Raw genomic sequence first — 12,628 nt, forward strand, 5'->3', positions numbered from 1 at the left:
CCATCGCTAAGTAATTCTATGTGGGAAAATTAAGTTTTAACTAAATAGATTTAATGTGAAGAGTGCAACGCCTTCTGAATAGGTTACAAGTAGAAGTACCGCTATTAGGGCTACTATAAAAGGCCATACTTCTTTGATGAAGTCTTCTAGCTTTACATTTACAATAGAACATACGGTAAACATCATGGATCCAAAGGGTGGTGTTAAACCTCCGACCATTATATTTACAATGAAAATCATACCAAAGTGAATCGGATCAACACCAAACATCTTAACCGCTGGAACAAGTAGTGGTGCTAAGATAACAAGAGCTGCCCCACCTTCGATGAACATACCGATAAAGAGCAATAATATATTGATAACCATTAGTAAGACAAAAGGACTGTCTGTCATATTCACTAAGAATTCCGTGATCATTTGTGGGATTCTCTCAAGAGTAAGATAGTAACCAAATACTTTTGCGCTGGCTATAATTGCCATAACTGCACCGGTGCTTTTAACTGTATCCATTAGAATCAAAGGAATGTGCTCGATTTTTAGTTTTTTGTAGACCACAAAACCAACGATTGCTGCAAATACAACCGCAATACCACCCGCTTCCGTGGGTGTAAAAATACCAAAACGCATACCCATAATAATGGCAAACGGAATAAACAATGCCCATACAGATACAATAAACTGCTTGAAAATAGCCATTGGTGATGACATTTTTTCACGACTGGGTTGATAATTTCTTCTGACTGAAATGATATGAACTGTAATCATCAAGGCAAGTGCCATCAAAATTCCTGGCATATAAGCCGCTAAAAACATACTTCCAACAGATACATTGGCAATCAATGCATACAATATCAGATTGGTTCCAGGAGGAATAACCGGACTGATTGCAGAAGATGCTGCTGTTATAGCCGCTGAAAATGGCCTGGAGAATCCTTTTCGTTCCATTTCAGGTACAAGTATTTTGGATTGCATGGCAGCATCCGCATTTGCCGAACCGGATATACCACCCATTAATGCACTTAGTAGTACGTTAACTTGTGCCAAACCACCTTTTGTATGACCCACTAAAACATCGGCAAAGTCCATTAAGGCTTTACTGATACCAGAATGGTTCATAACGGAGCCTACCATAATAAAGAAGGGTACTGCCAAATATGGAAAAGATTCGACAGCGGTTACAAATTGCTGAATTACCATTTGTATGGGCATTGATGTGTTTATAAATATAAAATAAAACAGTGATGCGCCCATTAGGGCAAAGGCAATTGGAATATTAAGAAAAAACAAGATAAAGAGTACGCCTATCGGTAATAAAGCTTCCATATTAATATTCCTCCTTACGATCTTTGAGCTGCTCTAATTGCTCTTCTAATAGATGCTCATCTAAGTCATCTTCAATCTCTATATTGATATCATGGTCAATAAATATCTTTCTAAAGCTTTGTATTAAGAAATAAATAGAATATATAGATATCAACCCAAATGATACAATGATAGAGGCATAAATATATTTGTATGATACCTCAAGTGCTGCTGTTATTTTTGTAGATCCTTGAACATATAAAATACTGTAGTAGAACATTGTACTGGATAATACTGTTATAGCCAAAGATGTAATGAATACAACTACTGGCTGACCTTTTTTGGGCACCATCTTTGTTAGAACCTCAACACCGATTAAACCTTTGGTTTTATAAGCATTAGCTAGTCCTAAGAAGATTGTCCAAACAAAGCATCCTACTGCTATTTCTTCAGCCCATGTAAAAGTGAATTTTAGAAAATATCTGGTGAACACGTTCATAATGACAATGACGGATGTTATTGATAAAAATATGGATCCAATATAAAGCTCAAAATGTACGCCAATATGCCTTAAATGTTTATTCATGGTGACCTCCTATTTTTTTCATCTTTAGACCTTAATAACGTTCCTCCTATCGCTATAGGAGGAACGCTATAAAGTTAAAGATTAAAGGCTTCTATGATTCTATTGATTTGCTTTAATTTTTTCAAGTTCAACTAGAATGGCATCATAAATACCAGGTGTCCAGTTGTCAAACTTTGTAAATACTGGTGCTGCAGCTGCAAGAAATGCCTCAGAATCAACATCATGGAAAGTTACACCTTCTGCTTTTAAAAGCTCAGCCATTTCACCTTCTGCTTTAATGGTTTCATCTAAATTGTCTTGCATACCTTTTTCAAATTCTTCTACAAGGATGGTTTGCTCTTCTTCTGTTAATTTGTCCCAAAGCTTGGTTGAAATAGAAACCGCCGAAACACCTAATAAGTGATTTGTAATTGAGTATTCTTTTACATTTTCATATTGTTGAGTTCCGTAATACGTCATGATTGAACCTTCGACACCATCAATAACGCCTTGTTGGATTGCTGCATAAGTATCTGGATAAGGCATAGCAACTGGGTTTCCACCCATAGCTTCTATTGTGTATGTATACAACTGGCTGGTGGGAACGCGAATGTTCAGACCCTTCATATCTTCTGGTTTTGATATTGGTGTTTTTGTCATCATACTTCTAAAACCAAATACCCAGTCCAATGAAAGTACTTTAATGCCATACTCATCTTCGATTTTTTGATTCATCGCTTGTACAAGTGGTGTTTCCATCATTGCAAAGTACTCATCAAAATTTTTGTATAAAAATGGTCCAGTTACTGCATTGTAATCCGGTACATAGTCACCAAGGAAGTTAACACCCTCAACCATGATCCAGTCAGAACCTTGAACGATTTGCTCCATACCGTCTTTACCGATTGGTAATACGCCATTGGTAAAGAGTTGTAATTCAAGTGAACCACCACTTCTTTCATTGATTGCATCGACAACTTTAACCAAAGAAATAGCTGTTTGCTCATTATCAACAAATTTTGTACTTACTGTTATTACCTTTTTTTCTACAGGTGTTGCTGGCGTTTCAGTTGTTGCTTCATCAGTTGCTGGTGTTTCAGTTGTTGTTTCAGCAACAGGTGTTTCTTTTGCCCCACAACCTGCTAGTGATAGAATTAAAACCAGTGCCATTAAAATTGATAAAAACTTCTTCATTTTACTTCCTCCCAGTTTAAATGTTTTGTTGTTATTTTCTTGATTAATATTGCTTAGCTACTATAAAAACTATATAGCTATTTAATAAAATCAGCAATCAACTATCCTGTTTTTTTGTTGAAAAATATGAACTCACTTCATAATTTATGTCTTTTATTGTATTTTTGAACATTAAATCCACTTATATGTTCCATTCTATGGATAAATTATACATCTGCTTTTAGAGTTAGAAGAGTGACTTCGTCACGCTATACACCCTTTTGATTCGAATAAAGTAGTCAAATAAAAAAAAGCCTCAAAGGCTTTAAACCTTTGAGACACTTTAACTTACTTGGTAACGTGTAATCTATTAGGAAATCATTGTCGCTTCCTTATTATTAATTCGGGTCATACAATAGTGGATAATATCACTTCTTTTGATAATGCCTATAAAAATATTCTGATCATCAACAACCGGAACATAGGCTTGGGTAGATGCCATATCAATAATAGAGTCAATACTTGATCCAATAGAAATAGCGTTGATATTATAGTGACGCTTAATCTTTCTTAAGCTTTGTTGTTCAATAATCTCTATGCTGTAGTTGCAATGGTCCTTTAGATGCCAAAGTATATCACCTTCTGACAAGGTATCTACATACCGTCCCTTCTCATCCAAAACCGGCAAACTTGTATACTTGTGTTGTTTCATAACTTCCAAAGCTTGCCCTACTGTGTACTTTTTTTCAAGTGTGATGACTTCACTCTTTGGTGTCAAAAAAAACGCAACATTCATTTATTCACTCACCCTTTCCAAACACAACCTAATACATTTACACTCTATTACAATTGTACCATATTAATATGAATGGAATATGTAAAAACTATTTAAAATCTATTAACAAGGAAAAGTGGTGAAACCACGTTATGAGCTATGCTCATATTTCCGAACTGTTCATAAGAAAGTATCTTTGATGCATCATGTCAATCTTCAAGACATGATGCTTGTTTGTAAACTTTCTTATAGAACAAGAATAAAGCGACTCTGTCGTGTTTTGCTTGCAAATTATTCACGGCAGGAAAGGTCTTGACGCTTCGAAATAGTAGTAATTACCTAGAGTATCGGATATTACCCAAAGAAAAGTTTACTAACAAATGTCTTTAATGTAGCCGCATCACCATTTGAACGTTCTATTTCCTTAACAATCGCCGATCCTACAATGACACCGTCCGCAACAGATTCCAGACGCTTGACATCTTCATAATCCGTTATTCCAAATCCAATGGCTACCGGTAAAGAAGTCTGAGACTTAACGTCCTTAATGTAGTCCTCAATATCATTTGCAAATTCAGAAGTACGACCGGTAACCCCAAGTGATGAGACACAATAAACAAAACCATTACATTCACTGGTAATAAGTGGTACTCTATCTTTTGAAGTCGGTGCTACTAAGGGAATCATTTCCACACCATATTTTTTCATATAGGGCAATATCCCTTCCCGTTCTTCATAAGGAATATCCGGAATGATTAATCCATCAATACCCACCATAGAACATCTTGCAATAAACCTTTCTACACCGTAAACCATCAGAGTGTTGGCATACATAAGAAAAAGCATCGGTATATCTGTAGCGGTCCTACACCTAGCTGCTAATTCAAAAACTTGCTCCACTGTTACGCCGCTTGCTAAGGCTCTAGTAGATGCAGCTTGAATAACCGGTCCGTCTGCCAAGGGATCTGAATACGGAACTCCGATTTCCACAATATCTGAACCGCCTTCTATCAAGGCTTTGACCAGCTCAAAGCTCTGATCTATACTGGGATCTCCCGCTGTCAAAAAGCTGATATGGGCTTTTTTACCTTCCTTTTTTAGTTTCATAAATGTCGCTTCTATTCGATTCATGCTATTGCCTCCTATTTGTTTAGTTTTTCAAGACCGGTCTTGCCGTCTCTAAAATAATCCATAACGGTATGGGTATCCTTATCGCCTCTTCCCGAAAGATTAATGACAATAATTTCTTCCGGCTTCATCGTTGGGGCAATTTTCATAGCATAGGCTATGGCATGGGAGCTCTCAAGCGCAGGAATAATACCTTCTATTTTTGAAAGCATTTCAAAACCATCTAAGGCTTCTTGATCTGTAATCATTTCATAGGTTGCCCTTTTAACATCTTGTAGATACGCATGTTCTGGCCCAACTCCGGGATAGTCAAGTCCGGCGGATATGGAATGCGCCGGTATGATGTTACCGTTTTCATCCGTTAAAAGCATCGTTTTCATACCGTGGAGCACACCCAAGGTGCCACCTGCCGCTTTATTAAGTACCACAGCGTGTTTACCCGATTCTACACCTAATCCGGCAGCCTCAATTCCAATCAAATCCACTTTGAGGTCTTCAACAAAAGGATAAAATATACCCATCGCATTGCTACCGCCACCTACACATGCAATAATCTTATCCGGTAGTCGCCCTTCTTTTTCAAGTATTTGTCTTCTGGTCTCATCACCAATAACCCTTTGAAAGTCTCGAACCATCGTTGGATAAGGATGGGGGCCCACCACCGACCCAATAACATAAAAGGTGTCTTCCACAGTCCTAACCCATTCCCTAATGGCTTCATTAGTGGCATCCTTAAGAGTGGAAGTCCCTGATGTCACCGTAACAACCTTAGCGCCCAATAGCTCCATCCGAAATACATTTAGTTGTTGTCTTTGGACATCTTCCTCACCCATAAACACTGTACATTCCATACCAAATAACGCCGCGCCGGTTGCTGTTGCAACACCATGCTGTCCTGCTCCCGTTTCTGCAATCACTTTTTTCTTTCCCATTCTTTTTGCCAGTAAAATCTGACCAAGAACATTGTTAATCTTATGTGCACCTGTATGGTTTAGATCTTCTCTTTTTAGATAGATTTTGGCGCCTTTTAAAGTTTCAGTCAAACGCTGTGCCAAATATAAAGGTGTTTCTCTTCCAACATATTCCTTAAGATAATAGCGATATTCCTTAATAAAGTCTTCGTCCTTTGAGTACTTATCAAAAGCTGCTTCTAATTCTTTTAATGGGTACATCAACGCCTCCGGTACATACTGACCGCCAAACCGTCCAAAATTCTTATTCATCTTTCATTTCCTCCTCATAATACTTAGCCAATATTTTAAATAACTTATCCACTTTTAGCGGATCTTTCATTAACTTTGTTTCTAGTCCGGAATTAAAATCCAACACATCCGGAATTATATTCTCTAAAACAGATAAAACATTGTCCGGAGATAATCCGCCTGCTAGTATCAGCTTCTGAGATATATCACCATAATCATTGACCCATTTATGGTTAAAAGACTGGCCTGTACCACCTGTCGCACCTTTGTAATAAGTGTCCAACAGCACCCCATCACAATCCGGGTATTGCCTAATCTGTAGAAGGCTATTCTTATTTTCAATCGGAATACTTTTCCATACTTCAACAGGTATTTTTAATACTTCATCATTGGTCTCTTTACCATGCAGTTGTACCACATTCAAATCACATTCTACTATAGCCCTATTTATTTCTTGATAAGTGGCATCTACAAAAACACCAACCACTTTGATATCTTTTCTAATTAAAGGCCTTATTTCTTTTCCTTTTTCCAAACTAACTTGACGTTTACTGGGTGCAAAAATTAGTCCTGCATAATCTACCGGATATCTATTGATGAATGCGATTTCCTCTTGGGTTTTGATCCCGCAAATCTTAACTTCAAATCCCTTTCCCATCATATGCCTCCTTAAATGCTTTCGCCATCAAACCAATGTCTCCACGCATAAAACTCTCACCCACCAATATGCCATCAATATCCACTTTTTTTAAAATGGTAAGGTCTTCCGGTCTATGTATACCGCTTTCACTTATGACCAATCTGTCTTTTGGCACATACCTTCTCAACTTAAGTGTGGTTCCAATATCTGTTTTAAAGGTCTTTAGATTCCGATTGTTAATACCTATAATCCTAACATCCCCTTTAAGCGCTCGCCCAATTTCATCCTTTGTATGGGTTTCCATTAACACTTCCATCCCAAGGCTTTTTGCTAACATACTGTACTCTCTTATTTGTACATCTGTTAAAATGGCTACAATCAACAAGATACAACTAGCGCCAATGGCTCTTGCATGATAAACCTGATTGGCTTGAACAATAAAATCTTTATACAATATTGGCATATCAACCGTTTTGGCTACTTTAGTAAGGTAGCGCGCATGACCCATAAAAAAATCTTCCTCCGTTAAAACTGAGATAGCATCTACAGAATGAGCATAAAGCTTAGCAAGGGCGACTGGGTTAAAATCTTCTTTGATTAACCCTTTTGATGGTGATGCTTTTTTTATTTCTCCGACTATCGATAAACCATCCTTTACTATTGCATCGTAAAATGAAGGTGGTGTCTTGGTCCTTGCTATTTGTTCTATCAATTCTTCAACTACTAAAGGTTGATCCTTAAGTCTTTTTTCTTTTTGACTAACAATATCTTTTAAAAATAATCTTTTCGACATGAACTCACCCCTTAGCAAATTCTTGGGTTTTGGTCGCAAAAGCTTCAAGCTTGGAAATAGCAAGGCCCGTGTCGATGATATGCTTTGCAAGTTCTATACCTTCATGTATATCTTTCACCTTGTCCGCTATAAATAAAGCGGCCCCTGCATTTAATACTAATATATCCCTTTTAGGTCCAATAATCTCACCACTCAAAACCTGTCTTAGAATCTGAGCGTTTTCTATAACATCACCACCTTGAAGATCTTCTATCGTGGCTCTATCAATACCACAGTCTTCCGGTTTGATTATATAGCTTACTATATTTCCATCTCTAAGCTCAGATACATAAGTTTCATCGGTTACTGTAATCTCATCTAGGCCATCTTTTCCGTGAACCACCATAGCTCTTTGTACACCTAAGGCTTGAAGTACTCTGGCAAAAATATCTACCAAAGCTTTATCAAATACCCCCAGCACTTGGGATTTTGCATTAGCCGGATTGGCCAATGGTCCTAAGATATTAAAAATCGTTCTAAATCCCAATGCTTTTCTGGTTGGGCCTACGTGACGCATAGCGCTATGAAAAGTAGGTGCAAATAAAAAGCCAATCTGTAGTTCATCAATACAAGCTTTAACTTGTTCAGGGTTTAGATCAATTTTCACCCCACATGCTTCAAGTACATCTGCGCATCCACACTTGCTGGATACAGAACGGTTACCATGCTTTACAACCGATACACCGGCCGCCGCTGCTACAACCGCAACGGCTGTGGATATATTATAGGTACCGCTACTATCACCTCCAGTGCCACAAGTATCAAGCGTTTCAATATCTTGCAAATCAATGGGCAAGGCCTTTTCTCTAAGAACTTTGGCACCGGCTACAATCTCATGGATACTTTCTCCTTTGATTTTTAGAGCTGTCAAAAAACTAGCAATTTCAGCATCACACTTTTCACCACTCATGATTTCATTCATATAAATCATCATTTGTTCTTCTGTTAAGTCTTGTCCTATAATCAATTGATCCAATAATTCATGTGCCATCTTTATACCTCCTAACATACCATGTTTACAAAGTTTTTAATGATTTTTCGACCTTGAGGCGTCAGTATGGATTCTGGATGAAACTGAAGTCCATATGTTAAGTGGCTCTTATGTTTCATAGCCATAATTTCGCCTTCTTCTGTTTTAGCCAGTACATCAAAACACTCTGGCAAGGTTGCGTATTCAACGACCAAGGAATGGTACCTCGCAACTTCAAGATTTAAATCCATGTCACGAAACAGGTCATTCTTAGCTAAGGATATGGTAGAACACTTACCGTGATAAAGCTCTTTAGCATGTATAATTTTGCCCCCAAAAGCTTGTCCGATACATTGATGACCTAAACAAACGCCCAGTATGGGTATTTTACCGGAAACCTTGCTAATTATATCAAGACAATTACCTGCATCCACCGGTGCTTTGGGACCGGGGGATAGGATCATTTTATCCGGTTTTAGATCAAGCAGTTCGTCTGCTGTTATTTTGTCATTGCGTATGACTCGAATGTCCTTTTCATAGACACCGACAAACTGATAAAGGTTGTAGGTAAATGAATCATAATTATCTATTAGTACAATCATAAATGCCTCCTTGACTTATATGTGAATGGCTTTAATTTGAGCCTCTGCTTTGTTTCTTGTTTCCTCATACTCCATAGTGGGATCTGAATCTGCTACGATACCGGCACCGGCTTGTATATATACTTTTTCATCTTTAATAATCATGGTTCTTATGGCAATACACATATCCATATTCTTGTTATAACCAAAATAACCGATTGCGCCACCGTATATACCGCGCTTGGTTTCCTCTAGCTCATCAATAATCTCCATGGCTCTTATCTTGGGGGCACCTGATAATGTACCTGCCGGGAGAAAACTCATTAAAACTTCAAACATATCCTTATCTTCATCTTTCTCTCCTTCTACTAAAGAAACCAAATGCATTACATGGGAGTATTTTTGGACTTCCATATAACTGGTCACCTCAACAGAACCAATCTTAGCAATCTTACCCATATCATTACGTCCTAGATCCACCAACATATTATGTTCCGCTCTTTCTTTTTCATCCTCTAACAAATCCTTAGCCAGTTCTTCGTCTTCCATAGACGTTGCCCCTCTTTTTCTAGTACCGGCAATCGGACAGTTCTTAATATGATTGCCTTTCATTTCTACTAACATTTCCGGTGAAGACCCAACAATGTAATAAGACTGAAAATTGAAATAAAACATATAAGGAGATGGGTTCATTCTTCTAAGTTTTCGGTAAAGCTTAAAGGGCGAAGTGTTACATGTAGCGCTCCATCTTTGAGATAAAACCACTTGGAAAATATCTCCTTCATAGATGTATTTCTTTGCCTTTATCACTGCATTTTCATAGATTTCTTGACTAATATTACTCTCAAATTTTAGTTCTTCCTCCAACTTATCTTCTTCTAAATTGGCTTCTCTTTTCAACTTTTCTTCAATGTCGTCAATACGTTTTCGGGCTTTTTCTGCGCCTGAATCTGTTACTTCCTCCAACACCACAATATGCAATTGATTAAAAAAATGATCGTAAGCCAATATTTCTGTTACAAACATGAGATGTAAATCCGGTGTCTGAAGTTCATCCGGATTCCTTAAGGGAATATCTTCGTATTGTCTGATCATGTCATACCCAACCGAACCGACGGCACCGCCTACAAATGGTAAATCTGTCCTATTCTCCACATCATAATAGTCCATTTCTTTTTTTACCACATCAAGGGCTCTACCTTCATAGATTATGACTTCACTATTTGTGACGACTTCAACTTTACTACCATAGGCTTTAATCTCTTTATCCGGGTTACAAGCCATAAAGGAATAACGGCCTTTGGGTTGTTCTTTACTCTCAAGAAGAAATCCCATTTCATTTCTAACATATTTTGAGTATAAGGTAATAGGTGTTTCAGTATCACAAGCTATAATGTGTTCATAAGTAATAAGTCTTTTGTTATTCATCATTTATCCTCCACTATGCACATGCTTCTCTCTTATTTCTGACCGGTTTATGATATAAAAAAAACCAAATCCTTCCCTTCTATGGGACGAATTGGTTTCGCTATGCCACCCAAGAGTACTATCATCATGGTAAGCTGCTTTTATAAACCTCTATAAAAACAAAAAAACACCTCGTCTTGAGACGAAATGCTATCGTAACCACTCAAATAATACCTACTGTCTAACAGATACGGAATAAATCGATATCCTGACTCTATAACGGGAGTTCCCGGCCCAAGCTACTGTAACTTCACTCTGCATCTCATGGAACCATTCTCATACTTTCCTTGTACCGTACCTCACACCAATCGACGGCTCGCTTAACAATTCCAGTCTACCAAAATAACCTGTAGACAATATGATACTTTTTCCAATCACTGATATTTGAATATGTTTTTTTGTATTATATCACAATCCTTTAATACTGTAAAGTGATAATTTAGTATTTTTACCCTTTCTTGATTTTTATAGTGTCTAGTAGGTTGAGGCGTAAAGACAATGTAAAGACATGAAATTTTTTTTGATTTTTTACTTGATTATTATTAACTTTTTTGATAAAATACTACTTGGAGAGTTAACCAACTAATATGAATAGGGGTGATTTTATGATTTACACTGGTTTTGTAAGACGAGTGGACTCACTTGGGCGTATAACGATACCAAGCGAGTTACGAACACTATTGAATATTTCTGCAAGAGATGCAGTCGAAATCTTCCGAATTGAAGATGCCTTCGTTCTCAAGAAATATTCACCTTGTGATATCTTCACAGGGGAAATGGATGAATTGATTGAATTTGAAGGCAAGAAAATTTCAAAGAATTCAATTCTGAAAATGGCACAGATTGCAGGTTTCACAATCGTTTAGAAATTAAGCATTCTGAAGGTCATGACTTACTTTGAAAACATCATATGCGCATTATATACTTAAAATAAAACCCCCATTTACACTGGGGGTTTTTACAACTTAATTATGAACAACCTTGTAGGTGTTATCTGTTAGTGTAAAAATCTCTTCAAATCCAGAAGACATCCTAATCTCATAATCACGATCAATGTATAAACATTCTACACCATCCATAGATTCAATAAGATCAAGACCCTCTTGTTGATTCATGGTAAATAGTAATGTCGACAGTGCATCTGCATCCATGGAAGATTGGGTTACGATGGTCACCGATATCGTCTCACCCTCAACGGGATAGCCGGTATTGGCATCAAAGATATGATGATAAGTCTTACCGTCCTTTTCAAAATAACGTTCATAAGGACCTGATGTTACCACGGTTTTATTCTTAATCTCTACATATCCAAAATTAACATTTCTTTGATCATATGGCGTCTGAATAGCTATTTTCCAATCATCTCCGCTATCTTTTTCACCATAGGCATATACATTTCCACCCAGATTGATGATGGCTTTGTTAATCCCTTCACTTTTTAGTACAAGTGCCAACTCATCTGCAACATACCCTTTAGCTATGGCACCTAAATCAATAGCCATATCTGTTTTACTTAAGTAGACAGACCGATCAAATTCATTCAATATAATGGCTTCATAATCTACATACATGAGTTTTTCGGTGATCTCGTCGGCACTTGGAACTTTCGCTTCTTCTGTACCAATACCCCATAAATCTACAATCGGTCCAACAGTAGGATCAAAGCTCCCTTTTGAAAGTTTTGCATACAACAATGCTCTTTCGATTACCTGGTAGGTGTCTTGTGATACAACAATGGGTTTGATTCCTGCATTTTGATTAATTAGATCTACTTCACTGCCTTCAATATGTTTTGACATCAGCGCTTCAATCTCATGAATACGATTGGTCATGCGTGTAAAAATCGCCTCTGAACCCTCATCATATAAATTAATGGTAATGACTGTATCAAGTGCATAGGTCGTTATTGAGTTTGAAGAACTATTACCTGTACCTACACAGCCGACAAGCAAAAACATAAGGCACATAATTATGCTGAACTTTTTTAACATCA

The 12,628-nt window shown here is 37.4% G+C and carries 13 protein-coding genes; 1 reads left to right on the forward strand and 12 read right to left on the reverse strand.

What is annotated here, in order from left to right:
* Positions 1-36 precede the first annotated feature (36 nt).
* From P0N36_RS08835 to trpE, 11 genes are all read right to left on the reverse strand, one after another.
* The gene (locus tag P0N36_RS08835; protein WP_275842483.1) at positions 37-1,323 is read right to left on the reverse strand and encodes a TRAP transporter large permease; all 1,287 of its coding nucleotides are present in this window, start codon (positions 1,321-1,323) and stop codon (positions 37-39) included.
* A 1-nt stretch (position 1,324) separates the two neighbouring features.
* Entirely contained in the window at positions 1,325-1,888 is a 564-nt protein-coding gene (locus P0N36_RS08840; RefSeq protein ID WP_275842484.1) for a TRAP transporter small permease, read from the reverse strand.
* Between the two features lie 99 nt (positions 1,889-1,987).
* On the reverse strand, positions 1,988-3,061 hold the full coding sequence (locus P0N36_RS08845) for a C4-dicarboxylate TRAP transporter substrate-binding protein (protein ID WP_275842485.1): 1,074 nt from the start codon (positions 3,059-3,061) through the stop codon (positions 1,988-1,990).
* A 349-nt stretch (positions 3,062-3,410) separates the two neighbouring features.
* Positions 3,411-3,836 (reverse strand): CBS domain-containing protein, encoded by a 426-nt coding sequence (locus P0N36_RS08850; RefSeq protein ID WP_275842486.1) that lies wholly within the window; start codon positions 3,834-3,836, stop codon positions 3,411-3,413.
* Between the two features lie 333 nt (positions 3,837-4,169).
* Positions 4,170-4,946, reverse strand: coding sequence for a tryptophan synthase subunit alpha (gene trpA, locus P0N36_RS08855; RefSeq protein ID WP_275842487.1), 777 nt, complete (start codon positions 4,944-4,946; stop codon positions 4,170-4,172).
* A gap of 11 nt (positions 4,947-4,957) precedes the next feature.
* Positions 4,958-6,166, reverse strand: a complete 1,209-nt coding sequence (gene trpB, locus P0N36_RS08860; protein ID WP_275842488.1) for a tryptophan synthase subunit beta — start codon at positions 6,164-6,166, stop codon at positions 4,958-4,960.
* Entirely contained in the window at positions 6,159-6,803 is a 645-nt protein-coding gene (locus tag P0N36_RS08865) for a phosphoribosylanthranilate isomerase (RefSeq protein WP_275842489.1), read from the reverse strand. The genes trpB and P0N36_RS08865 overlap by 8 nt, the downstream gene beginning before the upstream one ends.
* Positions 6,787-7,578 (reverse strand): indole-3-glycerol phosphate synthase TrpC, encoded by a 792-nt coding sequence (gene trpC / locus P0N36_RS08870; RefSeq protein WP_275842490.1) that lies wholly within the window; start codon positions 7,576-7,578, stop codon positions 6,787-6,789. Before trpC ends, P0N36_RS08865 begins: the two co-directional genes overlap by 17 nt.
* A gap of 4 nt (positions 7,579-7,582) precedes the next feature.
* Positions 7,583-8,608, reverse strand: coding sequence for an anthranilate phosphoribosyltransferase (trpD, locus tag P0N36_RS08875; RefSeq protein WP_275842491.1), 1,026 nt, complete (start codon positions 8,606-8,608; stop codon positions 7,583-7,585).
* Between the two features lie 11 nt (positions 8,609-8,619).
* Positions 8,620-9,189 carry an anthranilate synthase component II gene (locus P0N36_RS08880; RefSeq protein WP_275842492.1) on the reverse strand — a complete coding sequence of 190 codons (570 nt, stop codon included), beginning with the start codon at positions 9,187-9,189 and terminating at the stop codon, positions 8,620-8,622.
* 15 nt (positions 9,190-9,204) lie between these two features.
* Positions 9,205-10,599 (reverse strand): anthranilate synthase component I, encoded by a 1,395-nt coding sequence (trpE, locus tag P0N36_RS08885; protein ID WP_275842493.1) that lies wholly within the window; start codon positions 10,597-10,599, stop codon positions 9,205-9,207.
* A gap of 641 nt (positions 10,600-11,240) precedes the next feature.
* On the opposite strand from trpE, the gene P0N36_RS08890 reads away from it, so the two are divergent.
* Positions 11,241-11,501, forward strand: a complete 261-nt coding sequence (locus tag P0N36_RS08890) for an AbrB/MazE/SpoVT family DNA-binding domain-containing protein (protein WP_275842494.1) — start codon at positions 11,241-11,243, stop codon at positions 11,499-11,501.
* 99 nt (positions 11,502-11,600) lie between these two features.
* On the opposite strand, the gene P0N36_RS08895 is transcribed toward P0N36_RS08890, so the two are convergent.
* The gene (locus P0N36_RS08895; protein ID WP_275842495.1) at positions 11,601-12,626 is read right to left on the reverse strand and encodes an FAD:protein FMN transferase; all 1,026 of its coding nucleotides are present in this window, start codon (positions 12,624-12,626) and stop codon (positions 11,601-11,603) included.
* Positions 12,627-12,628: the final 2 nt, after the last annotated feature.

Source organism: Petrocella sp. FN5 (genome assembly GCF_029210395.1).
Lineage (GTDB): Bacteria > Bacillota > Clostridia > Lachnospirales > Vallitaleaceae > Petrocella.

Excerpts from the sequence above, each read along its gene's own strand:
- P0N36_RS08835 (WP_275842483.1), bottom strand. The coding sequence starts at position 1,323 with ATGGAAGCTTTATTACCGATAGGCGTACTCTTTATCTTGTTTTTTCTT.
- P0N36_RS08840 (WP_275842484.1), bottom strand. The coding sequence starts at position 1,888 with ATGAATAAACATTTAAGGCATATTGGCGTACATTTTGAGCTTTATATT.
- P0N36_RS08845 (WP_275842485.1), bottom strand. The coding sequence starts at position 3,061 with ATGAAGAAGTTTTTATCAATTTTAATGGCACTGGTTTTAATTCTATCA.
- P0N36_RS08850 (WP_275842486.1), bottom strand. The coding sequence starts at position 3,836 with ATGAATGTTGCGTTTTTTTTGACACCAAAGAGTGAAGTCATCACACTT.
- trpA (WP_275842487.1), bottom strand. The coding sequence starts at position 4,946 with ATGAATCGAATAGAAGCGACATTTATGAAACTAAAAAAGGAAGGTAAA.
- trpB (WP_275842488.1), bottom strand. The coding sequence starts at position 6,166 with ATGAATAAGAATTTTGGACGGTTTGGCGGTCAGTATGTACCGGAGGCG.
- P0N36_RS08865 (WP_275842489.1), bottom strand. The coding sequence starts at position 6,803 with ATGGGAAAGGGATTTGAAGTTAAGATTTGCGGGATCAAAACCCAAGAG.
- trpC (WP_275842490.1), bottom strand. The coding sequence starts at position 7,578 with ATGTCGAAAAGATTATTTTTAAAAGATATTGTTAGTCAAAAAGAAAAA.
- trpD (WP_275842491.1), bottom strand. The coding sequence starts at position 8,608 with ATGGCACATGAATTATTGGATCAATTGATTATAGGACAAGACTTAACA.
- P0N36_RS08880 (WP_275842492.1), bottom strand. The coding sequence starts at position 9,189 with ATGATTGTACTAATAGATAATTATGATTCATTTACCTACAACCTTTAT.
- trpE (WP_275842493.1), bottom strand. The coding sequence starts at position 10,599 with ATGATGAATAACAAAAGACTTATTACTTATGAACACATTATAGCTTGT.
- P0N36_RS08890 (WP_275842494.1), top strand. The coding sequence starts at position 11,241 with ATGATTTACACTGGTTTTGTAAGACGAGTGGACTCACTTGGGCGTATA.
- P0N36_RS08895 (WP_275842495.1), bottom strand. The coding sequence starts at position 12,626 with ATGTTAAAAAAGTTCAGCATAATTATGTGCCTTATGTTTTTGCTTGTC.